The organism is Mycobacterium sp. 23 (assembly GCF_048287075.1).
GTDB lineage: Bacteria > Actinomycetota > Actinomycetes > Mycobacteriales > Mycobacteriaceae > Mycobacterium > Mycobacterium gordonae_B.
In genome coordinates, this window is sequence record NZ_JBLVUX010000005.1 from 6,887,810 (window position 1) to 6,909,627 (window position 21,818).

Sequence of the window (21,818 nt, forward strand, 5' to 3'; positions counted from 1 at the left end):
GTGCTGGATCCCCTGGCGCCGGGTGCCCCCGTCCTGATCGCCGGCGCCCGGGTGACCGGCCGCGCGGTACTGGCCACGCTGACCCGGTTCGGGGCCGTGCCCACGCTGTGCGACGACGACCCGGCGATGCTGGCCCCGCACGCCGCGGCCGGCGTCGCGACCGCCGACCCCGCGACCGCCATCGATCGCATCGGCCGGTACGCGCTGGTGGTCACCAGCCCCGGTTTCCAGCCGGACACCCCGGTGCTGGCCGCGGCCGCCGCGGCCGGCGTGCCCATCTGGGGCGATGTGGAGTTGGCCTGGCGCCTGGATGCGGCCAGCCATTTCGGGCCACCGCGGCGGTGGCTGGTGGTGACCGGCACCAACGGCAAGACCACCACCACCTCGATGCTGCACGACATGCTGATCGCCGGGGGACTGCGCAGCAAGTTGTGCGGGAACATCGGTGACCCGGTGCTCGACGTGCTGGACCAGCCGTCCGACGTGCTGGCGGTGGAACTGTCCAGCTTCCAGTTGTTTTGGGCGCCCTCACTGCGGCCGGAGGCGGGCGTGGTGCTCAACATCGCCGAAGACCACCTGGACTGGCACCACACCATGGCCGCCTACGCCGCCGCCAAGGCCCGGGTGCTGACCGGCCGGGTCGCCGTCGTCGGACTCGACGACAGCCGGGCAGCGGCGCTGCGCGACACCGCCCCGGCAGCTGTCCGGGTGGGCTTCCGGCTCGGTGAACCCGCGCCCGGCGAGCTCGGCGTGCGTGACGGGCAGCTGGTCGACCGTGCCTTCGCCGAGGACCTGCCGCTGCTGCCGGTCGCCTCGATTCCGGTGCCGGGTCCGGTCGGAGTGCTCAACACGCTGGCAGCCGCGGCCCTGGCGCGCGCGGTCGACGTGAGACCCGAGGCGATCGCCTCCGCCATCGCGGCCTTCCGGCTGGGCCGGCACCGCTGTGAGGTGGTGACGGTCGCCGACGGCATCAACTACGTCGACGACTCGAAGGCCACCAACCCGCACGCCGCCCAGGCATCGGTGCTGGCCTATCCCCGGGTCGTGTGGCTGGCCGGTGGTCTGCTCAAGGGCGCGTCTCTGGACGCCGAACTGGCCCGCATCGCGTCCCACCTGGTCGGGGCGGTCCTTTTTGGGCGGGATCGCGCCGAGGTTGCCGAGGCGTTATCACGACACGCGCCCGATGTCCCCGTCGTACAGGTTGTTACAGGCGAGGATGTTGAGATGCATGCGACTGGTGTGGTTTCTGTTGCTGATGTGACACAAGTTAATAACGAGGATATCGGCGCCCGGGTGATGGCCGCGGCCGTAGCCGCGGCCCGTGACCTGGCCAAACCCGGAGACACGGTGCTGCTGGCGCCGGCCGGCGCATCGTTCGACCAATTCACCGGCTACGCCGCCCGCGGTGACGCCTTCGCGGCCGCCGTTCGCGCCGCGGTCCGGTAGGCGGTGTGGGTATCGCAGTGACCCGGCTCTTCCGCCGGGACAAGGGGGAGACGTCGGCCGCCGCAGAGGTGACGGACCCGGCCGAGCAGGCCGGCGCTGCCACCGCCGAGGAGAAGGCCGGCGCGCCGATGGCCGGGTCGGGCGGGCCGCGCACCGCGTTCGGTGCCTGGCTGGGCCGGCCCATGACGTCGTTCCACCTCATCGTCGCCGTCACCGCGCTGCTGACGTCGCTGGGCCTGATCATGGTGCTGTCCGCATCCGGCGTGCACTCTTACGACAACGACGGCTCGGCCTGGACGATCTTCGCCAAGCAGGTGCTGTGGACGGTCGTCGGGCTTGTCGCCTGTTACGCCGGGTTGCGGATGTCGGTGCGTTTCATCCGGCGCATCGCGTTCACCAGTTACGCGATCACCATCATCCTGCTGGTCCTGGTGCTCATTCCGGGCATCGGCAACCTGGCCAACGGGTCCCGCAAATGGTTCGTCATCGCAGGTTTCTCCATGCAGCCGTCCGAGCTGGCCAAGATCGCGTTCGCGATCTGGGGTGCCCACCTGCTGGCGGCCCGGCGCCTGGAGCGGGCTTCGCTGCGCGAAATGCTGATTCCCCTGGTGCCGGCCGCGCTCATCGCGCTGGGGCTGATCGTGGCCCAGCCCGACCTCGGCCAGACGGTCTCGCTCGGCATCATCCTGCTGGGCCTGCTGTGGTACGCCGGCCTGCCGCTGCGAGTGTTCGTCAGCTCGCTCGGCGCGGTGTTCGCCGCCGGCGCGGTGCTGGCGATGTCCGCCGGCTACCGCTCCGACCGGGTGCGGTCCTGGCTGGATCCCGAAGACGACCCGATGGACACCGGCTATCAGGCCCGGCAGGCCAAGTACGCGCTCGCCCACGGCGGCATCTTCGGCGACGGCCTAGGGCAGGGTGTGGCCAAGTGGAACTACCTGCCCAACGCCCACAACGACTTCATCTTCGCCATCATCGGCGAGGAGCTGGGGCTCATCGGAGCCGTGGGCCTGCTGGGGTTGTTCGGACTGTTCGCCTACACGGGCATGCGCATCGCGCGCCGGTCCGCCGACCCGTTCCTGCGCCTGCTCACCGCTACCACCACGTTGTGGGTGCTCGGTCAGGCATTCATCAACATCGGCTATGTGATCGGCCTGCTGCCCGTCACCGGTCTGCAGCTGCCACTGATTTCTGCTGGCGGAACATCAACGGCAGCAACGCTTTTCATGATCGGAATCATGGCGAACGCGGCCCGGCACGAACCCGAGGCGGTGGCCGCGCTGCGCGCCGGGCGTGATGACAAGGTGAACCGGCTGCTGCGGCTGCCGCCGCCGGAGCCCTACGTGCCCAGCCGAATCGAGTCGTTCCGGGACAGGAAGCGGCCGCAGCAGGCACCCAAGGCGCCGGCCGCCCGCCGCGCCGCCGGACCGCCGCAGAAGCCGCAGCCGCGCACCACTCGACGGTCTGCGGGAAGCGGCCGTGGGCGGGACAGGCATCATAGATCTGGCCAGCAGTACGCCGGCCGGCGCCAGACACGGCGCGTAGGTGCATTGGAAGGTCAGCGTTACGGGTGAACGACAAGGTCACGGAGTCGGCCGGCGGGCGAGGGGACAGTCCCCTGCCCGCCGGTGGTGCGTTCTCGGTCGTGCTGGCCGGCGGCGGGACCGCCGGCCATGTGGAGCCCGCGATGGCCGTGGCCGACGCGCTGACCGCCCTGGACCCCCGGATCAGGATCACCGCGCTGGGCACGGCGCGCGGCCTGGAGACCCGGCTGGTACCTGAGCGCGGTTACCAGCTGGAGCTGATCACCCCGGTGCCGCTGCCCCGCAAACCCAGCGGCGACCTGGCCCGGTTGCCACCGCGGGTCTGGCGCGCTGTCCGGGAGACTCGCGCGGTGCTCGATAATGTCGCCGCCGACGTCGTCATCGGCTTCGGCGGGTACGTCGCGCTGCCGGCCTACCTGGCTTCGCGCGGCAGGCCGAGGCGCCGCCGTATCCCGGTGGTGATCCACGAGGCCAACGCCCGCGCCGGGCTGGCCAACCGGGTGGGCGCGCGCACCGCCGACCGGATTCTGTCGGCGGTGCCCGATTCGGGGCTGCGGCGCGCCGAGGTGGTGGGAGTGCCGGTCCGGGGGGCGATCACCACGCTGGACCGCGCCGGCCTGCGCGCACAGGCGCGGGCCCACTTCGGCTTCGCCGACGACGCCCGCGTCCTGCTGGTGTTCGGCGGGTCCCAGGGTGCGGTGTCGCTGAACCGGGCCGTCTCCGCCGCGGCCGCCGACCTGGCCGCCGCCGGCGTGTCAGTCCTGCACGCGCACGGACCCAAGAACACTCTCGAACTCCGCACGCCGGACCCCGGTGACCCGCCGTATGTGGCGGTGCCGTATCTCGACCGGATGGACCTGGCCTACTCCGCAGCCGACATGGTGATCTGCCGCTCCGGCGCGATGACGGTCGCCGAGGTCTCGGCCGTCGGGCTGCCCGCCATCTACGTGCCGCTGCCGATCGGCAACGGTGAGCAGCGGCTCAATGCGCTGCCGGTGGTCAACGCCGGGGGCGGGATGATCGTCGCCGACGCCGCCTTGACACCGGAACTGGTGGCCCGCGAAGTGTCCGGGTTGCTCAACGACCCGCCGCGGCTGGCGGCGATGACCGCGGCGGCCACGCTGGTGGGGCACCGCGACGCCGCCGAGCAGGTGGCCCGGGCGGCGCTGGACGTCGCCCGGCAGATGCGGGGAGTGCGCCGGTGACCGCCGAACAGTTGCCGCCGGAGCTGCAGCGCGTGCACATGGTGGGCATCGGTGGCGCCGGCATGTCAGGCATTGCCCGCATCCTGCTGGACCGCGGCGGGATGGTGTCGGGATCGGACGCCAAGGAGTCGCGCGGCGTGCACGCTTTGCGGGCGCGCGGAGCGCTGATCCGCATCGGGCATGACGCGTCGTCGCTGGATCTGCTGCCCGGCGGGGTCACCGCCGTCATCACCACCCACGCCGCCATCCCCAAGACCAATCCGGAGCTCGTCGAGGCCCGGCGCCGAGGCATCCCGGTGGTGTTGCGGCCGGTGGTGCTGGCCAAGCTGATGGCCGGGCGCACCACCCTGATGGTCACCGGCACACACGGCAAGACGACGACGACGTCGATGCTGATCGTCGCGCTGCAGCACTGCGGACGCGACCCGTCCTTCGCGGTCGGCGGCGAACTGGGTGAGGCCGGAACCAATGCCCACCACGGCAGCGGCGACCTCTTCGTCGCCGAAGCCGACGAGAGCGACGGCACGCTGCTCGAATACACGCCCAACGTCGCGGTCGTCACCAACATCGAGTCCGACCACCTGGATTTCTACGGCAGCACCGAGGCGTATGTCGGGGTGTTCGACTCCTTCGTCGAGCGGCTGGCGCCCGGCGGAGCGCTGGTGGCGTGCACCGACGACCCGGGTGCGGCCGCCCTGGCGCGGCGCACGACCGAACTGGGCATCCGGGTGCTGCGCTACGGGTCGGGAGACGGGTCGCTCGCCGCCCGCTTGCTGTCGTGGGAACAACACGGCACCGAGGCCGTTGCCCATATCCAGCTGGCGGGAGAGCCTCAGCAGCGGGTGATGCGGCTGTCGGTGCCGGGACGCCACATGGCGCTCAACGCGCTGGCCGCGCTGCTCGCGGCGGTCGAGATCGGCGCGCCCGTCGACGAGGTGCTCGACGGGCTGGCCGGTTTCGAAGGAGTGCGGCGACGCTTCGAACTGGTCGGCACCGCCAATGCGGTGCGGGTGTTCGACGACTACGCCCACCACCCGACCGAGATCGGCGCCACCCTGGCGGCCGTGCGTTCCGTTGTCCAGCAGAGCGGCAGCGGCCGTTCGCTGGTCGTCTTCCAGCCCCACTTGTACTCGCGCACAAAGGCATTCGCGCAGGAATTCGGGGCAGCGCTGGACGGCGCCGACGAAGTCTTCGTGCTCGACGTCTACGGTGCGCGCGAACAACCACTGGCCGGCATCAGCGGCGCCACGGTCGCCGAACATGTCAGCGTCCCGGTGCACTACCTCCCGGACTTCTCGGCGGTGGCCGAGGAGGTGGCCGCCGCCGCGGCACCCGGCGACGTCATCGTCACCATGGGCGCCGGTGACGTGACGCTGCTCGGACCCGAGATCGTCACCGCGCTGCGGCTGCGGGCCAATCGCAGCGCGCCCGGCCGTGGAGTGCCGCAGTGAGCGAGCCCGACGAAAGTCGGCCCGCCGACCTGGCGGGTGAAGGTCCCGACTCCGCGGACACCGCGGTCACGGAACCGATCTCGACCGAAGAGCCGGCCCAGGAAACCGAAGAAGAAGAGGACTTCGAGGGCCCCCGCCGGCGTGCCCGGCGGGAACGCGCCGAGCGCCGGGCCGCGCAGGCCCGGGCCACCGCCATCGAGGAAGCCCGCCGCGAGGCCAAGCGGCGCGCCAAAGGCGCCGTGCTGCCCGAACCCAAACCCCCTGCGCGAGGAGTGGTTCGGGGCTTGAAGATGGTGCTGGCAACGGTGCTGCTGGTGGTGGTCGGGGTCGGGCTGGGCCTGATCCTCTACTTCACCCCGGCGATGTCGGCCCGCAACATCGTGGTCACCGGCACCGGGGTCGTCACCCGGGAGGAGGTGCTCGACGCCGCGCAGGTGCGGGTCGGGACGCCGCTGCTGCAGATCAACACCAACCAGGTCGCCGACCGGGTCGCCGCGATCCGGCGGGTGGCCAGCGCTCGGGTGCAGCGGCAGTACCCGTCGGCGCTGCGCATCACGATCGTCGAGCGGATCCCGATGGTGGTGAAGGACTTTCCGGACGGGCCGCACCTGTTCGACCGCGACGGCGTCGACTTCGCGACCGACCCGCCGCCGCCCGCGGTGCCCTACATCGACGTGGACAACCCGGGTCCCACCGACCCCGCTACCTTGGCCGCGTTGAAGGTGCTGAGCACGCTGCGCCCCGAGGTCGCCGGGGAGGTGGGCCGGATCGCGGCGCCCTCGGTGTCGTCGATCACCCTGACGCTGACCGACGGCCGGGTGGTGATCTGGGGGACCACCGACCGGGCGGCGGAGAAGGCCGAGAAGCTGGCGGCGCTGTTGACCCAGCCCGGCCGCACCTACGACGTGTCCAGCCCGGACCTGCCGACAGTGAAATAGTTTCGCTCACTGCGGCGAATGTGCGGCTGCCCGCACATTCGCAGCCCAGTGTGCGGCCAGCTTCACACTCGGCGAAAGAGAAAAATGCGTGCCGCGCGTCGGCGCGCCTGCACGGCTAGTGCCCGTCGTACCCATACGGTTCTGGTTACGCGGAACTACTTGACATAACTCTAACTCTATGGTTGAGGTTGAGGGTTTTGCAAGGAGACACACCGCAGGCATACCCACGCAATACCAGGGGAACTGAAAGCCCATCAGGGAGGAAGACGAATGATGACCCCCCCACACAACTACCTGGCCGTCATCAAGGTCGTGGGCATCGGTGGTGGCGGCGTCAACGCCGTCAACCGAATGATCGAGCAAGGCCTCAAAGGTGTGGAGTTCATCGCCATCAACACCGACGCACAGGCGTTGCTGATGAGCGATGCCGACGTCAAGCTCGACGTCGGCCGCGACTCGACCCGCGGCCTGGGCGCCGGTGCCGACCCGGAGGTCGGCAAGAAGGCCGCCGAAGACGCCAAGGAGGAGATCGAGGAACTGCTGCGCGGCGCCGACATGGTGTTCGTCACCGCCGGGGAGGGCGGTGGCACCGGCACCGGTGGCGCGCCCGTCGTCGCCAGCATCGCGCGCAAACTCGGCGCGCTGACCGTCGGCGTCGTCACGCGGCCGTTCTCCTTCGAGGGCAAGCGGCGCAGCAACCAGGCCGAAAACGGCATCGGACAGCTGCGCGAGAGCTGCGACACCTTGATCGTGATCCCCAACGACCGCCTGCTGCAGATGGGCGACGCGGCGGTGTCGCTGATGGACGCCTTCCGCAGTGCCGACGAGGTGCTGCTCAACGGTGTCCAGGGCATCACCGACCTGATCACCACACCCGGCCTGATCAACGTCGACTTCGCCGACGTCAAGGGCATCATGTCCGGCGCCGGCACCGCGCTGATGGGCATCGGCTCGGCCCGCGGCGAGGGACGCTCGCTCAAGGCCGCGGAGATCGCGATCAACTCACCGCTGCTGGAAGCGTCGATGGAAGGCGCCCAGGGCGTGCTGATGTCGATCGCCGGTGGCAGCGACCTGGGCCTGTTCGAGATCAACGAGGCCGCCTCGCTGGTGCAGGACGCCGCCCACCAGGACGCCAACATCATCTTCGGCACCGTGATCGACGACTCGCTCGGCGACGAGGTGCGCGTCACCGTGATCGCGGCCGGCTTCGACGCCGGCCCCGGCCGCAAAGCTGTCAGCAGCAACGAAGCCGGTGGCGCCCACCGCATCGAGACAGCCAAGGCGGGCAAGCTCACCTCGACGCTGTTCGAACCGGTCGACGCGGTCAGTGTTCCGCTGCACACCAACGGTGCGACCCTGAGCATCGGCGGTGACGACGACGACGTCGATGTGCCGCCCTTCATGCGCCGCTGAGGTCTCAGTTTGCTTGCCACTGCGCGACAAACCGGCCTCGAAACATGATGGCCCGACGTCGATGCAGCCTGGCAGGCAACACCATCCAGATACTGGGGACGTGAGCGTTCGAATCCGTCGGGTCACCACGACTCGGGCGGGCGGCGTTTCGAAACCGCCGTTCGACTCTTTCAACCTCGGCGACCATGTCGGTGACGACCCGGTTGCCGTGCGGGCCAACCGGTCCCGGCTGGCCAAAGCCATCGGCCTACCCGGTGATCGGGTGTTGTGGATGAACCAGGTGCACGGCACCCACGTCGAGACGGTGGCCGGTCCGCGGCGCGAGGCCCTGCCTGACACCGACGGAATGGTGACGGCGACAACAGGATTGGCGTTGGCCGTGGTGACGGCTGACTGCGTGCCGGTGTTGCTCGCCGACGCGCGGGCCGGTGTCGTCGGCGCGGTGCACGCCGGCCGCGTCGGCGCGCAGCACGGCGTGGTCGCCCGCACGGTCGAGGCGATGCTGGAGTTGGGCGCCCAGGTCGGTGACATCTCGGCGCTACTGGGCCCCGCGGTCAGCGGTCCCAATTACGAGGTGCCCGATGCGATGGCCGCGGAGGTCGAAGCCGTCTTGCCCGGCAGTCACACCAAGACCCCCGCAGGCACCGCGGGTCTGGACCTTCGCGTCGGCATCGCCGGGCAACTGCGCCGGATGGGGGTGACCTCCATCGAGGTCGACCCGCGCTGCACCGCGGCCGACCCCGCCCTGTTCAGTCATCGGCGCGACGCGCCGACGGGTCGACTCGCGTCCCTGGTGTGGATGGAAGCACCGCGATGACCGAGACGGATGCCGCCCAGGGCGAGCGCCAGTCGGAACTGACCCGCGCGCTGGCGTCGGTGCGCTCCCGGCTCGCGGCGGCCGCGGAGGCGGCCGGGCGCAACGTCGGTGAGATCGAACTGCTCCCGATCACCAAATTCTTCCCGGCCACCGACGTGGCGATCCTGGCCCGACTCGGAGTGCGGGCCGTGGGCGAGTCGCGGGAGCAGGAGGCGTCCGCGAAGGTGGCCGAGGTGGCGCGGTTGCTGGGCGCATCAGGGGAATCCCGGCAGATGCAGTGGCACATGGTGGGCCAGATCCAGCGCAAAAAGGCCAAGTCACTGTCCCGCTGGGCGCACACCGCCCACTCGGTGGACAGCGGGCAGCTGGTCACCGCGCTGGAGCGGGCGGTGGCCGGCGCCCTGGCCGAGCAGCGCCGCAGCACGCCGCTACGGGTCTACGTTCAGGTCAGTCTGGACGGCGACGTGTCACGCGGCGGGGTCGACATCGCCGAGCCCGGTGCGCTGGATCGGGTCTGCGAACAGGTGGAGACCTCCGAGAGTCTGGAACTGGTCGGTCTGATGGGTGTTCCGCCGCTGAACTGGGACGCCGAACAGGCCTTTGACCGGCTGCAATCCGAGCACTGCCGGGTACGTCGTGCCTTCCCCAATGCGGCCGGGTTGTCGGCTGGCATGTCGGGAGACCTCGAGATCGCCGTCAAACATGGATCGACGTGTGTGCGTGTCGGTACCGCGCTTCTGGGTCAACGGCGGTTACGGTCACCGTGAATAGTCACTCGAGTCACACCTTCATCACAAACAACAAATATCCCAGGCTAGAAGGGTTCGCACGATGAGCACTCTGCACAAGGTCAAGGCCTACTTCGGTATGGCTCCGATGGAGGACTACGACGACGAGTATTACGACGACCGCACGCCGTCCCGGGGTTATTCACGGCCCCGATTCGACGACGAATATGGCCGTTACGAAGGGCGCGATCGCGAATACGACGAGCCGCGCCGGGACCCGCGGGGCGACCTGCGTCCTGAGATGCCCGCCGACTATCCGCCGCCGAGCAGCTACCGCGGCGGCTACCCCGAGGAGCCGCGCTTCCAGCCGCGCGAGTTCGACCGGCCGGACATGGCCCGGCCGCGTCTGGGCTCGTGGCTGCGGGGCTCCACCCGCGGTGCGCTGGCAATGGACCCGCGCCGCATGGCAATGATGTTCGAGGACGGCCACCCGTTGTCGAAGATCACCACGCTGCGGCCCAAGGACTACAGCGAGGCGCGCACCATCGGCGAGCGATTCCGCGACGGCACCCCGGTCATCATGGACCTGGTGTCGATGGACAACGCCGACGCCAAGCGACTGGTCGACTTCGCCGCCGGCCTGGCCTTCGCGTTGCGCGGGTCGTTCGACAAGGTGGCGACCAAGGTCTTCCTGCTGTCGCCCGCCGACGTCGACGTCTCCCCGGAGGAGCGTCGCCGCATTGCCGAAACCGGTTTCTACGCTTACCAATAGGCGAAATCTCCGCTGCACAGCCCGGTAGGTCACAGGGTGGCCGACCGGGCTGAGCGCATGTCGGCCGTCCCTCGTGACAGGTATGCCGCGGTCGGGTCGGTAGGCTTGCTGGTGCCGCTGCGGCGGCGCGGACATTCCTCTCATCGTCATCGTTAAGGTCGGGCTCTCGTTGGTGCTGTTCTTTCAGATCCTTGGTTTTGCGCTGTTCACCTTCTGGCTGCTGCTCATCGCGCGGGTCGTCATCGAGTGGATCCGCTCGTTCAGCAGAGACTGGCGGCCGACGGGTGTGACCGTGGTGATCCTGGAGATCATCATGTCCGTCACCGATCCACCGGTGAAGTTGCTGCGCCGCCTGATCCCACAGATCACCATCGGCGCCGTCCGTTTGGACCTGTCCATCCTGGTGTTGTTGCTCGTGGCATTCATCGGGATGCAGTTGGCGTTCAGCGCTGCGGCGTAGCGGCCGCTTGCCACGGACCGAATGTAGCTAGGAGACGGTTCGGCCACGATTCGGCGACAAGTGTGATGCGCGCGATTTTTCTGATCTAAGAAATGTGATTTATTTGCCTTAGAGATTGAAATTGCTCCTTATTTATTAGTCCAATCGGCAACCGCCGAGTCTGGTGTGACAGGATGGGCGGCAGTTGCCAGACGGCTACCGCACCGTTTTAGACTCTCCAGATCGCTTGACCGTCCAGGAACTTTGAGGGGACAAAGAATGCCGCTTACACCTGCCGACGTCCACAATGTGGCGTTCAGTAAGCCGCCCATCGGCAAACGCGGGTACAACGAAGATGAGGTTGACGCCTTCCTCGACCTGGTGGAAAACGAGCTGACCCGGCTGATCGAGGAGAACTCCGACCTGCGTCAGCGCATCGCCGAGTTGGACCAGGAGCTGGCCGCCGGTGGTGGTGGCGGTGCCGCCGCGCCTACCGTTGCTCAGCCCGTTCCGACGTTCGAGCCCGAGCCCGAACCGGTCAAGCCGGCTCCGGTGGCCGCTCCGGTCGCGGCGCCGTCGGCCAGCAACGAGGAACAGGCCATGAAGGCCGCTCGGGTGCTCAGCCTGGCCCAGGACACCGCTGACCGCCTGACCAGCACAGCCAAGGCGGAGTCGGACAAGATGCTGGCCGACGCGCGCGCCAACGCCGACCAGATTCTCAGCGAGGCCCGCCACACCGCCGAGACCACGGTGTCTGAGGCTCGCCAGCGGGCCGACGCGATGCTCGCTGACGCCACGTCGCGGTCGGAGACGCAGCTGCGCCAGGCCCAGGAGAAGGCCGACGCCCTGCAGGCCGACGCCGAACGCAAGCACTCCGAGATCATGGGAACCATCAACCAGCAGCGCACGGTGCTGGAAGGCCGGCTCGAGCAGCTGCGGACATTCGAACGCGAGTACCGCACCCGGCTCAAGACCTACCTGGAATCCCAGCTCGAAGAGCTTGGCCAGCGCGGCTCCGCGGCCCCGGTCGACTCCAGCGCCGATTCAGGCGGATTCGACCAGTTCAATCGCGGCAACTGACGCTCTGCGGGGGGACGGACACGCGCGGGCTGCCGCTTGGGCAGTGTCGACCCTGGTAGGTTGGGCAGTCGCACCGCGCCGGCCGGAGGATGACCAATGTTGATCATTGCGCTCGTATTAGCCCTGATCGGGCTCGTCGCCCTGGTGTTCGCCGTGGTGACCAGCAATGAGCTGGTGGCGTGGGTGTGTATCGGCGCCAGCGTGCTGGGGGTCATCCTGCTCATCGTCGACGCAGTCCGAGAGCGCCAGCAGCGCGACGCGGCTCAGGACGACCAGGACTTGAAGGACCAAGAGGAGGACGACGGCGAACCCCTCGACGCCGTCGACTACCCCGAAGAAGCTGACGAGCCGGCCGCTGAGAAGTCCGAGGCCGGAGAGCCCGCCGAGGAGCCGGCGGTCGACGAAAGCTCCAAGAAGTAGCGCGCTCTCAGCAGCGCGGGGCGTCGCCGGCCGGTGTGGCCAGCAGCGCCCTCACCTCGTCATCAGTCACCTGATGGAAATCGGCGTAGACCTGCCCGACGGCGTCGAAGTCCGCCGGCATCGTCGCGCACACCACGTCATCGGCTTCGGCCGCGAGTTGGCGACAGGCAGAGCGGGGCCCCACCGGCACCGCGACCACCACCGACCGCGCTCCGGCGGCGCGCACCGCCCGCACCGCCGCCAGCATGCTCGCTCCGGTGGCGATGCCGTCGTCGACGAGCACCACGGCACGGCCGCGCGGGTCGGCTTCCGGCCTGCCGCCGCGGTAGGCGAGTTCACGCCGGCGTAGTTCGGTCGTCTCGCTCTCGATGACCGAGCGCACGTCGTCATCACTGATATGCAGGCTGGACACCACGTCGTCGTTCATCACCACACGGCCGCCGCTGGCCAGCGCGCCCATCGCCAGTTCGGGCCAGCGTGGGACGCCGAGCTTACGCACCAGAAACACGTCCAGATCGGCGTCCAGGGCCGCGGCGACCTCCCACGCGACAGGCACGCCGCCGCGGGCCAGGCCGAGTACGAGCAACCCGGGCGTTCCTCGGTAGGACGCGAGTTCGGCCGCCAGCACGCGACCCGCTTCCCGTCGGTCGCGATACCTGCGAGCCGGCATCCGCCGGAGAAATCTCCTGGCTGGGGTCATGATCACCCTCCCGACTGCAGGCCTCACCCAGCCTACGACCCCGCGCACCGCACATCGAGCCTGCGGTGAGGGTTGTCAGTTGTCGAGAAAAGGCGCCCTCCGCGCAGTCTGAACGCCATCGGCGCAGACTCGGCAACTGGCCTTGTCACATGGGTGTCCGAGGGGGGACTTGTCCGTCTACGACACGGGTCGTGGTCTGGCGATTGGGGCGCTGACCGCTTCGGTCAAGCACCGGTCCACGTTTTTGCTCAATCGCGACGCTGAGGAGCTCGCCCATCGGGCGGCCAGCCGTCGGTACCGGACTCAAGCGGAATATTCAGAGATCGAAGCAGGATCGAAAAGAGCCGCCAATTGGCGATTGCTCCGACAAGTTCGACCAAAACCGCGTGATCGCTATTGAATGCCTTCTGGCACCCAGCCCAGTTTTCCTCGGAGATGACCCCGTCGCGTACCACATCATCGGTCGCTGCGAGGACCGCACGCTCGACTGGCCCGAGGCTTTCGGAATTCTGCCAGTCGCGCACCGCGAGGAGATCAGGCTCAGGCACGCCGAGCAGTGTGGCGATTCGCCAATGTTGAGTCCATTCGTATTCGGAGCCAGTGATCCAGCCGATGCGCAAGATGACCAGCTCGCGTAGCCGCGCGTCAAGGGAACCGCGGAAGAGTAACGCGTCCAGCAGCCCATACAGCGCAACCGCCACACGCGGCTGATGAAGTGCCACGCGGAATACCGACAGTTCTGCCAACTCTTCGGGCAACCCACATTCGGCAGCTCGCAGCTGGGCCTGCTCACGGTCGAGCATCGGTACGCGTTCCGCCATGGTCACGGGTGGCCCTCTCTGTTGAACCTCTGCCCACGCCGTTCGGGCGTGGGCAAAAAGACGTTGTGCAGCGCCCCACTTGATCGGGCACTTTCATCTGCAAGCGAAGTGAGCAGCTGCGCGAGCCCAGCGAAGCCGGTTGATTCTCTGGTGATCCGGTCGAACGGCCAGCGGCCCATGGCGAGAATCTCGAGGGCTGCCCGGTAGGCGGGATACTCCACGCCGAGTGCGCCTACGACGTGTAATTCTTTATAGACCAACAAGTCTGGTTCAAACCGGGGCGCGCCGCCTCCTCCGCGGGTGCCGGCCACCACAATTGTGCCGCCGGGCCTGGCAAGGCCGACGGCATCGGCGAACGCGGAGGGTGCTTTAGCGGTGACGTCGACGACCACGTCGGCAAGCCGTCCGCCTGTCTCACGCTGGAGCGCGGTCGCTGCATCGTCCTGCGATACATCGATGGGCAGGTCGACACCGAATGATCTGGCTATGGCCAGTCGTTGTTCGTCGCGTGGGCCTACGCCGGTCATCGCGACGAACGCGGCTCCCGCCTCTTTGGCCGCCACCGCCGCACAGATTCCGCGGATGCCGGGCCCCAGGATCGCTACGACGTCCCCGGCCTTGGTGTCGGGAAGAGTCGCCCCCCATTGGATACCGGCCCCGAGAGGGTTGAACAACGTGGCGAGAACGGGGTCCATGTCTTCGGCAATCGGGAGCAGCATCGCGTCCCACGGAAGCTCCACATGGGTGGCGTATCCGCCCCATAAGCCCGCGCCGATCTCCACGTCGACGAACCCGAACATGGTGGCGATGCCGTTCACCGCGCACCGCCGGTATTCGCCGCGGCGGCACTCGGGGCAGTCTCGGCAGGACCGGAACACCTCAACGGCCACGCGCTGGCCGGCTTGTACACCCCAGCGTTGGCCGGCCGCAGCGCCGACATGTTCGACGATGCCGACGATTTCGTGCCCTGGAACGAATGAGAAGCCGGCAGGCAGGTGTCCGGTGAATTGTTCGTGATCTGTTCCGCACAGACCGCATGCTTCAACTCGCAGGATCGCACCCCGGTCGCCGACGTCGGGGATGGTCATCTGGCGCCGCTGCAGACTCCGCGGTCCGGTCAGCACCATCGCCTCGGCGATCATGGAAGCTCGAACCCGGTGAACGACCCTGTGTTTCGGAGGCACACCGTTTTACCTACGTACATTTCCGCGCCCATCGCCTCGGCGATCTGCGGATCGTCGCTGCGTGCGACGACTCTTTGCCCGTCGGACAGGTGCGCGATGATCGGAGTCCATCGAGGTTGGCCGTCTCGGTCGTAGACGACGGTGTATCCGTCGACTGTCGCGCAACCGGTCGCCTCGTCGGCGCCTGCGACGGCCAGCCGCGATGAATCGATTTGAGCTTGTTCGACCGCCGTGTCGAGCAGTCGCCACCCGGCTGGTGGCGGGGTGGCCGACCACACACCGACCGAATGCTTGGTCGAATACCACCCGAGGCCGGTGACGAGTCCGGCATCGGTTGGGTCGCGTCGGCACCGTCGGACCATCTCCACGATCGAGTGGCTGACGTAATTGTTTCCGGGACCGCCGTGATAAGGCAGGCCTCCGGTTACTGTGAGGCCTCTGTCGTCGAGGGGGTCCAAGTCGAGAGCCTCGGCAGCCATCTCAATTGCCGACGGGAAGCAGGAGTAGAGGTCGAACCACCGGATGTCGTCGGTGGTCAACCGGCCCGCATCGAGAGCCTTCCGTGCCGCTACCTCGATACCCGATGAGCGGCTGAGGTCCGGCCGTTCCACGGGGAAGTACACGTCGTTGCAAGTCGCTGCTGACCAGGGAAAGACCCAACGATCGCGCGCGACGCCTAATTCGTCCGCCACCTCGGCCGCCATGAGAATGAAGGCGGCAGCCATGTCGACGGACATGATGCTGTTGAGCAGCTTGGGATAGGGCAAGCAGACCATGCGGTTTTCCGCGGTGACTTCGCTGAGTTCGGTGGCACTTCGTGCGCGTGGGAACCAGGCCTGTTCCGGATGGCGTGCCGCCTCGGCTGTGAACGGGGCCATCAGCGTGCCCAGCCACTCCCGTTGAGCATCGAAGTCGCGGCCGTGGCGCGCGGCGATCGCGGACTCGAAGATGGGATACACCTCGTGCGGCCAACTCAGACCCACCGACAATTCGGCTTGACTCAGCCCGGGGCGGGCGTCGCCCAGGGATTCGTCGTCGGAGCGGGGTGGGGGCGGCGAGTCGAGAAGTTCCCCGCCCTGAAGCTTGCGTGCGGAATGCCCGCTCTCCGCCCCGACGACCAGGACGACATCTGCACGGCCTTCGCCTATTTCGCCACCCAACACTTCGACGAGATACTGCGGGGTGTTTCCGCCGACGGGACAGCTGATGCGGCGGGCGGGACTGATGTGCATCGCTTCGGCGATCCTGCTGGCGGGATTGTCGCGCGGTATGACCAGGATGCCCGGAGTCGCGACGGTGTCGATGCGCCGCTCGACCGGGCGACTTGCGTCTTTGACCGCGCGGCGTGCGGCTTCTACCGCCAAGTCGATCGGGTCCACGAAGTCGTTCCCGCGATGGGTAACTTCGCCCACGCCGACGACAACCGGGGTACGCGCTTCTACCAACATCGGCATCGGCATCCGCTCAGGGCCACGGGGCTGACTTGAGACATAACTGCGATGGTGTCATGTGCGTGGGCAAGTCACAATGGTGTGCGCTCGCGGCATACTAGCTGTGTGTCGACGAGGTTGTTGAGATGGGGCGCCGCCGCGCCGACAGATCGTGGGTCCGCTCGCGACCGGTTGCTCGATGCTGCCGAGCGGTGCCTCGAGAGTTGCGGTGTGGTGGGCACGACCATGGAGGACATCGGCAGAACAGCGGGTGTGTCCAGGGCAACGGTGTATCGCTACTTCCCCAGTCGGGAGGCGGTGATGTCGGGTGTCATCATTCGCGCCGCCGAGCGCTATCTCGACCGCATCAGCCCGCGGATCGCGGCGCACGCCGACCTGGGCTCCGCGCTCGTCGATTTCGTGGAATACACGGTTGAGGCCGCGCGCCGCGAAGAGATCATCGGATTGTTGTTCGGCAGCGACGAGGAACTCGCCGGCGTGGGTCTCGCGGCGGGGACCTCGACGTCCCTCTTCGAAATCGTCACCGAATTTCTGCGTCCCATCTTCACCAGACACTGGAGTTGCGTGGAACCGGGCGTCTCCGTCGACGACGCCGCCGAGTGGGTTGTCCGCACGATATTGAGCCTGCTGACTGTTCGAGGGCCGCGGGAGCGCAGTCGTGACGGACTCCGGGCGTTTCTGTCGAGGTTTCTCCTTCCGGCGATCCTGGCGGGTGACCACGCTCGACCGATGTGACATCTATGGCGTAATGTCTCGACGGCAGATGAGGTAGGAGGGCCTGTGCAATTCACCACGTTCAACGAACAGGTCGCTGAGCAACTAAAGAGCGCAGCAGAAACCACGGGCGGGTTGGCCGGTTACCTCGGCTTCCGTCACACCGAATTCACTGCGGGACGGCTCGTCGCGGAGATGGACGCACGCGACGACCTGAAGACGCCTTTCGGGAACCTGCATGGGGGCTGCTTATCGGCCATGGTCGACCACTGCCTCGGAGTGGTGTTTTATCCCGTGATTCCACTGGGATCTTGGGTCGCGACAACGGAGTTCAAACTGAATCTGCTTCGTCCGGTCTCTAGCGGCACCTGTGTAGCCACAGCCGAGATCATCTCGCTGGGCAGAACCAGCGGTGTGGCGCGTATCGACATCTGCAACGACGGCAGAGCGGTGTGTGCGGCCCAGGGAACCGTCACCGTCGTCGCACCGAAGACGAGCTCCTGATGTCGGCAAAGAGAACAGGCGATTCGTCGGCTCCTGTGGTCGAGCGCGTGCCCACGGCGGACGGGCTGACGCTGGCGGTCGACCTCTACCGCTGTGATGCGCCGCGGGCGGTCGTGTTGCTCCTTCACGGCGGAGGTCAAAGCCGACACGCCTGGGACGTCACCGCCCAACGCCTGCACCAGCGGGGCTACACGGTGGCCGCGTACGACACCAGGGGACACGGGGACAGCGACTGGGACCCCGACGGACGCTACGACGGGGACCGGCTTGGATCCGACCTATTGGCCGTGCGCTCATACGCCGATTCCGGCCGCCCCGTCGCCGCGATCGGCGCCTCTCTGGGCGGCTTGACCATTCTCGGAACACACTTGCTCGCCCCGCCGGACCTATGGCAGGCCGTCGTCCTGGTTGACGTCACTCCGCGAATGGAGATGGAAGGCGCCCGACGAGTCGTAGCGTTCATGTCGGCACACCCCGAAGGTTTCGACAGCCTAGAGTCGGCCGCTGACGTGATCGCCGCCTACAACCCGCACCGCCCTCGCCCCGAAAACCTCGACGGCCTCCGAAAAGTCCTCGCCCGTCGCGAAGACGGTCGCTGGGCCTGGCGATGGGATCCAGCTTTCGTGACGTCGAATTTCCAGTTCCTGCAGGGTGATCCAGACGAAGGCGCTAAAGACTTCGACATGATGAGCGCGTTCCTTCTTGATGGTGCGAGGCAGGTGTCCGCGCCAACGCTGCTGGTCCGGGGCCTACTATCTGACATGGTCTCCGAAGAGACAGTAAAGCATTTCCTGACCGTCGTTCCGCACGCGCAAACCGTTGACGTATCGGGCGCGGGACACATGATTGCCGGCGACAACAACGACGCATTCTCGACGGCGGTCGTCGAATTCCTCGACAGGACCACATGAACCCTGCTGTCGGTTGACTGCCCATGTAGGGCTGGCGCCTATCCTGCTCCTATGCCAACTGAACCAGCGCGGGTGTCTTTCCGCCGGCATGTGCGCGAAAAGGTTTTGAGGGCGACACGAGAACTCGCCATCGAGAAGGGCTGGGATCAGGTCCGGATGAGCGAGGTTGCCGAATCGGTCGGCGTCTCCCGCCCGACGTTGTACAAAGAGTTCGGCGACAAACAGGGGCTCGGCGACGCGCTTGTGGTGTCGGAGGGCCAGCGCTTTATGGAAGGCATTCTTGCCGTCCTTGCCGAACACGTGGGCGACGTGCGGGGCGGCATCACCGCAGCGGTGCAATTCACCCTCTGTGAAGCAGAAGACAGCCCGCTCCTCAAGGCAGTTCTGACGTCCAACCCTTCGGGGAATGATCGCGGTGGCTCGTCGTCTACTGGAGTCCTACCTCTTCTGCCGACGTCGGCTTCCCTGCTTCAGCTCTGCTCCGCGGCTCTGATCACGTGGTTTAACGACCACTTCGACGATCTCGATTCCGAAGACGTTGAGGAGGTCGCAGATGTTCTGGTGCGACTGACAGTGAGTCATGTTGTACTCCCAGCCGCGGACATCGCCACCACCGGTGAGCGGATCTCCCGCGTAGCACTCAGGTACCTGGGAGTTGTCCACAGTTTGTAACTAGCAAGCTCTCGTGTCAGATCGAGCCGGCGAGGAGCTCTGAGCGGTCAACTCGGAGCTGCTGGCTGATGGCCCGCTTACTGGACATGAAATCGCGAGGACGATTGACGCAGTCGGCGGCGATGAGTTCGCCCTCGCGGAAGTAGAAGCAGCTGAAGTCACGCTCACGCGACGGGTCACCACTGAGCAACACTTCGTCGTACCCGGCGTTGAGACCTGCAATCTGGAGTTTGAGATCGTACTGGTCGGACCAGAACCATGGAAGCGCAGCGATTGCGCTGTGTTTTCCGCAGATTGTCGCCGCAGCGATCTTGGCCTGCTCGCCGGCGCTCGATACGGATTCCAAACGAATACGCGAGCCGTATCGAGCCATGGTGTGGCTGGTGCAGTCGCCGGCGGCCACGATGTCGGGGTCGCTGGTGCGGGCCTGGTCGTCGATCACGATGCCGTTGTCGACGGATAATCCTGCGGCCGAGGCGAGCTCGGTGTTCGGCACCACACCGACGCCGACGATGACCAAGTCGGCGGGGATCGGTTCGCCGTCAGCCAGCACCACCTCCTGCACCCCACCGTTACCGAAGAAGGCTTCGACGAGAGCGTGTGTTCGGATCTCCACTCCCTCGCCGTTGTGGATTCGGGTGTAAAACGCGGAAACCTCCGGCGCGGTGACCCGTTCGAGTACACGCTCGGTTGCCTCGAGGACGGTGACGTTCATGCCGAGCGAACACAGCGAGGCCGCCGTTTCCAACCCGATGTAACCGCCGCCCACGATCACAACCCTCCGACCCGGTGTAGCGGCGGCACGGATCAACTCGACGTCTGCAGCGGTACGCAGGTAGTGAATTCCGGGAAGATCCACCCCTGGTGTGGGGAGTCGTCTGGCCCTTGCACCGGTGCACAACGCGAGCTTGGTGTACGTCAGCGTGTCGCCGGTGCTCAGAGACACACGCTTGGCACTCCGGTGGATCGCCTCCACGGTCGCATTCAAGAGTCGAATGTGCTGCTTTTCGTAGAAATCAGCGCCGCGAATCAGGAGGTCGTCGAGGCCGTTCTTGCCGGCCAGGTATCCCTTCGACAACGGAGGCCGGTGGTAGGGCAGTCCCCCCTCGTCGCCGATGAGCACGACCTCCCCAGACCACCCCTCCCTTCGAAGATTAGCTGCCAACTGCGCGCCGGCGTGGCTCGCGCCGACGATCACCGCTCGTTCGGGAGTCACGCACTTGGCCTGGGAGTGAGGCGAACCATCAGCTTGCTGATACCCCTGACGAAATTCGATTGCACATACTCGGGTTCGCCGACCACCTCGATGTTCTCAAAGCGAGGGAGCAATTCCTCCCACAGGATTCGAAGCTGCAACTCAGCAAGTCGGTTTCCCATGCACCTGTGCACGCCGAACCCGAACGAGATGTGATTGCGGGCGTTGCTCCTATCGATGATCAACTCATCGGCCCGCTCGAAGACACGCTCATCGCGGTTACCAGAGGCGTACCACATCACGACCTTGTCGCCCTTGCGGATGAATTGCCCGTTCAACATGATGTCTTTTTTCGCGACTCGGCGCATGTACGCCAACGGGGTCTGCCAGCGAATGATCTCGGATACCATGTTGGGAATCAGGTCAGGGTTCGCCTTCAACTTCTCGAACTGATCGGGGAACTGGTTCAAGGCGAGAACCCCTCCGCTCATCGAGTTGCGAGTCGTGTCGTTTCCCCCGACGATCAGCAGTACCAAATTGCCGAGGAATTCCATCGGGCGGTCGATGAGATCCTTAGTGTCCTCGTTGGCCTGCAGCATCGTGATCAGATCGAAGCCCGGTCGCTCCCCGTTGGCGGTACGGGCCGCCTTGTCATGCCAGAGAGCGCTGAGCCCCTTCGCCATGTCGACCATGCCACGAAACACTCTGTCGTTGTCGGAAGGACCACCATTGGCTTGCTCCATGGAGGTGGCGAGGTCCGACCATTCCACGAGCTTGTGCCGCTGCTCGTACGGGAAGTCCAGCAGGGTCGCGAGCATGCGCGCTGTCAGTTCGATGGAGACGTGGTGCACCCAATTGAACGGCTGATCCACCGGTAGATCGTCCAGCACTTCCTGGACACGCGAGCGGATCAGCCCCTCCATCTCGCGCAGGTTCTTCGGCGCGACAACCCCTTGGACGGAAGCGCGCTGCAAGTCGTGTTGTGGCGGATCCATCGCGATGAACATGGCGATGTCCATAAAGCGAGGCGGTCTCCCGATGATGATGAACGGCTCTGCGGAGAAAGCCTCGTGGTTCTTGTCGACGGCGATGATGTCCGCGTGGCGGGTCACCGACCAGAACGGGCCGAACGGACTGTGAGCCTGGTAGTGCACCGGCGCCTCGTTGCGCACGCGTTCGAAGTAGGACTTCCAGCGGCCTTGGCGGTAGAGGAACGGGTTGCTGAGATCGATGTCGGCGATATCGATGTCCTCGACCGGAGGAATGGGCGTCTCGGTGAAGATCTTCTTACCATTGGTTCCGGTTACCCACCGGCGTGTCTTGTCGTAGAGGTGTGCGCCGCGGATTTGCAGCTCCAGAGGCACGGCAGACTGGGCTTTGGCGGCCACTGCCGCGGGAATACTCATTATTGTTTCC

Annotated in this window: 21 protein-coding genes and 1 pseudogene; 16 read left to right on the forward strand and 6 right to left on the reverse strand. The window is 66.7% G+C overall.

Features of this window, described 5'->3' with window-relative positions; genetic code table 11:
* The 12 genes from murD (at position 1) to ACNQS7_RS32580 (ending at position 12,250) form a co-directional block, all read left to right on the forward strand.
* On the forward strand, positions 1-1,446 hold the full coding sequence (gene murD, locus ACNQS7_RS32525) for a UDP-N-acetylmuramoyl-L-alanine--D-glutamate ligase (RefSeq protein WP_418016253.1): 1,446 nt from the start codon (positions 1-3) through the stop codon (positions 1,444-1,446).
* 5 nt (positions 1,447-1,451) lie between these two features.
* Complete coding sequence (gene ftsW / locus ACNQS7_RS32530; RefSeq protein WP_418015797.1) at positions 1,452-3,017, forward strand: putative lipid II flippase FtsW; 1,566 nt, start codon at positions 1,452-1,454, stop codon at positions 3,015-3,017.
* Positions 3,014-4,192: an undecaprenyldiphospho-muramoylpentapeptide beta-N-acetylglucosaminyltransferase gene (gene murG / locus ACNQS7_RS32535; RefSeq protein WP_418015798.1), complete on the forward strand. Its 1,179-nt coding sequence runs from the start codon at positions 3,014-3,016 to the stop codon at positions 4,190-4,192. Before ftsW ends, murG begins: the two co-directional genes overlap by 4 nt.
* On the forward strand, positions 4,189-5,643 hold the full coding sequence (gene murC / locus ACNQS7_RS32540) for a UDP-N-acetylmuramate--L-alanine ligase (protein ID WP_418015799.1): 1,455 nt from the start codon (positions 4,189-4,191) through the stop codon (positions 5,641-5,643). The genes murG and murC overlap by 4 nt, the downstream gene beginning before the upstream one ends.
* Entirely contained in the window at positions 5,640-6,581 is a 942-nt protein-coding gene (locus tag ACNQS7_RS32545) for a cell division protein FtsQ/DivIB (RefSeq protein WP_418015800.1), read from the forward strand. Before murC ends, ACNQS7_RS32545 begins: the two co-directional genes overlap by 4 nt.
* Positions 6,582-6,854: 273 nt before the next feature.
* Complete coding sequence (gene ftsZ, locus ACNQS7_RS32550; RefSeq protein ID WP_055579976.1) at positions 6,855-7,994, forward strand: cell division protein FtsZ; 1,140 nt, start codon at positions 6,855-6,857, stop codon at positions 7,992-7,994.
* A gap of 100 nt (positions 7,995-8,094) precedes the next feature.
* A complete protein-coding gene (pgeF, locus tag ACNQS7_RS32555; RefSeq protein ID WP_418015801.1) occupies positions 8,095-8,811 on the forward strand; it encodes a peptidoglycan editing factor PgeF in 717 nt (238 codons plus the stop codon).
* On the forward strand, positions 8,808-9,578 hold the full coding sequence (locus ACNQS7_RS32560) for a YggS family pyridoxal phosphate-dependent enzyme (RefSeq protein WP_418015802.1): 771 nt from the start codon (positions 8,808-8,810) through the stop codon (positions 9,576-9,578). Before pgeF ends, ACNQS7_RS32560 begins: the two co-directional genes overlap by 4 nt.
* A gap of 64 nt (positions 9,579-9,642) precedes the next feature.
* Positions 9,643-10,311: a cell division protein SepF gene (locus ACNQS7_RS32565; protein ID WP_055579969.1), complete on the forward strand. Its 669-nt coding sequence runs from the start codon at positions 9,643-9,645 to the stop codon at positions 10,309-10,311.
* A 169-nt stretch (positions 10,312-10,480) separates the two neighbouring features.
* On the forward strand, positions 10,481-10,771 hold the full coding sequence (locus ACNQS7_RS32570; protein WP_055579970.1) for a YggT family protein: 291 nt from the start codon (positions 10,481-10,483) through the stop codon (positions 10,769-10,771).
* Between the two features lie 258 nt (positions 10,772-11,029).
* On the forward strand, positions 11,030-11,830 hold the full coding sequence (locus ACNQS7_RS32575; RefSeq protein ID WP_055579971.1) for a DivIVA domain-containing protein: 801 nt from the start codon (positions 11,030-11,032) through the stop codon (positions 11,828-11,830).
* A 96-nt stretch (positions 11,831-11,926) separates the two neighbouring features.
* Entirely contained in the window at positions 11,927-12,250 is a 324-nt protein-coding gene (locus ACNQS7_RS32580) for a hypothetical protein (RefSeq protein WP_418015803.1), read from the forward strand.
* A 7-nt stretch (positions 12,251-12,257) separates the two neighbouring features.
* Here the strand turns inward: ACNQS7_RS32580 and ACNQS7_RS32585 are convergent.
* The 4 genes and pseudogenes from ACNQS7_RS32585 to ACNQS7_RS32600 all read right to left on the reverse strand — a co-directional run.
* Positions 12,258-12,989 (reverse strand): annotated as a pseudogene (locus ACNQS7_RS32585) (phosphoribosyltransferase); the annotation flags it as partial.
* Positions 12,990-13,198: 209 nt separating this feature from the next.
* Positions 13,199-13,777, reverse strand: coding sequence for a carboxymuconolactone decarboxylase family protein (locus tag ACNQS7_RS32590; protein WP_025239359.1), 579 nt, complete (start codon positions 13,775-13,777; stop codon positions 13,199-13,201).
* Positions 13,774-14,913 carry a zinc-dependent alcohol dehydrogenase gene (locus ACNQS7_RS32595; RefSeq protein WP_051464906.1) on the reverse strand — a complete coding sequence of 380 codons (1,140 nt, stop codon included), beginning with the start codon at positions 14,911-14,913 and terminating at the stop codon, positions 13,774-13,776. Before ACNQS7_RS32595 ends, ACNQS7_RS32590 begins: the two co-directional genes overlap by 4 nt.
* Positions 14,910-16,403, reverse strand: coding sequence for an acetyl-CoA acetyltransferase (locus ACNQS7_RS32600; RefSeq protein WP_025239360.1), 1,494 nt, complete (start codon positions 16,401-16,403; stop codon positions 14,910-14,912). Before ACNQS7_RS32600 ends, ACNQS7_RS32595 begins: the two co-directional genes overlap by 4 nt.
* A 51-nt stretch (positions 16,404-16,454) precedes the next feature.
* Here ACNQS7_RS32600 and ACNQS7_RS32605 point away from each other — a divergent pair, with 51 nt between their 5' ends.
* The 4 genes from ACNQS7_RS32605 (at position 16,455) to ACNQS7_RS32620 (ending at position 19,207) form a co-directional block, all read left to right on the forward strand.
* On the forward strand, positions 16,455-17,141 hold the full coding sequence (locus tag ACNQS7_RS32605; RefSeq protein ID WP_100522083.1) for a TetR/AcrR family transcriptional regulator: 687 nt from the start codon (positions 16,455-16,457) through the stop codon (positions 17,139-17,141).
* A 45-nt stretch (positions 17,142-17,186) separates the two neighbouring features.
* On the forward strand, positions 17,187-17,624 hold the full coding sequence (locus ACNQS7_RS32610; protein WP_011560605.1) for a PaaI family thioesterase: 438 nt from the start codon (positions 17,187-17,189) through the stop codon (positions 17,622-17,624).
* Complete coding sequence (locus tag ACNQS7_RS32615) at positions 17,624-18,535, forward strand: alpha/beta fold hydrolase (protein WP_011560604.1); 912 nt, start codon at positions 17,624-17,626, stop codon at positions 18,533-18,535. The genes ACNQS7_RS32610 and ACNQS7_RS32615 overlap by 1 nt, the downstream gene beginning before the upstream one ends.
* Before the next feature lie 90 nt (positions 18,536-18,625).
* Positions 18,626-19,207: a TetR/AcrR family transcriptional regulator gene (locus tag ACNQS7_RS32620; RefSeq protein ID WP_025239361.1), complete on the forward strand. Its 582-nt coding sequence runs from the start codon at positions 18,626-18,628 to the stop codon at positions 19,205-19,207.
* A 16-nt stretch (positions 19,208-19,223) separates the two neighbouring features.
* Here ACNQS7_RS32620 and ACNQS7_RS32625 read toward each other — a convergent pair whose 3' ends face one another.
* Both ACNQS7_RS32625 and ACNQS7_RS32630 read right to left on the reverse strand, forming a co-directional pair.
* On the reverse strand, positions 19,224-20,423 hold the full coding sequence (locus ACNQS7_RS32625) for an NAD(P)/FAD-dependent oxidoreductase (protein WP_029644203.1): 1,200 nt from the start codon (positions 20,421-20,423) through the stop codon (positions 19,224-19,226).
* A complete protein-coding gene (locus tag ACNQS7_RS32630; RefSeq protein ID WP_025239363.1) occupies positions 20,420-21,808 on the reverse strand; it encodes a cytochrome P450 in 1,389 nt (462 codons plus the stop codon). Before ACNQS7_RS32630 ends, ACNQS7_RS32625 begins: the two co-directional genes overlap by 4 nt.
* Positions 21,809-21,818 lie beyond the last annotated feature (10 nt).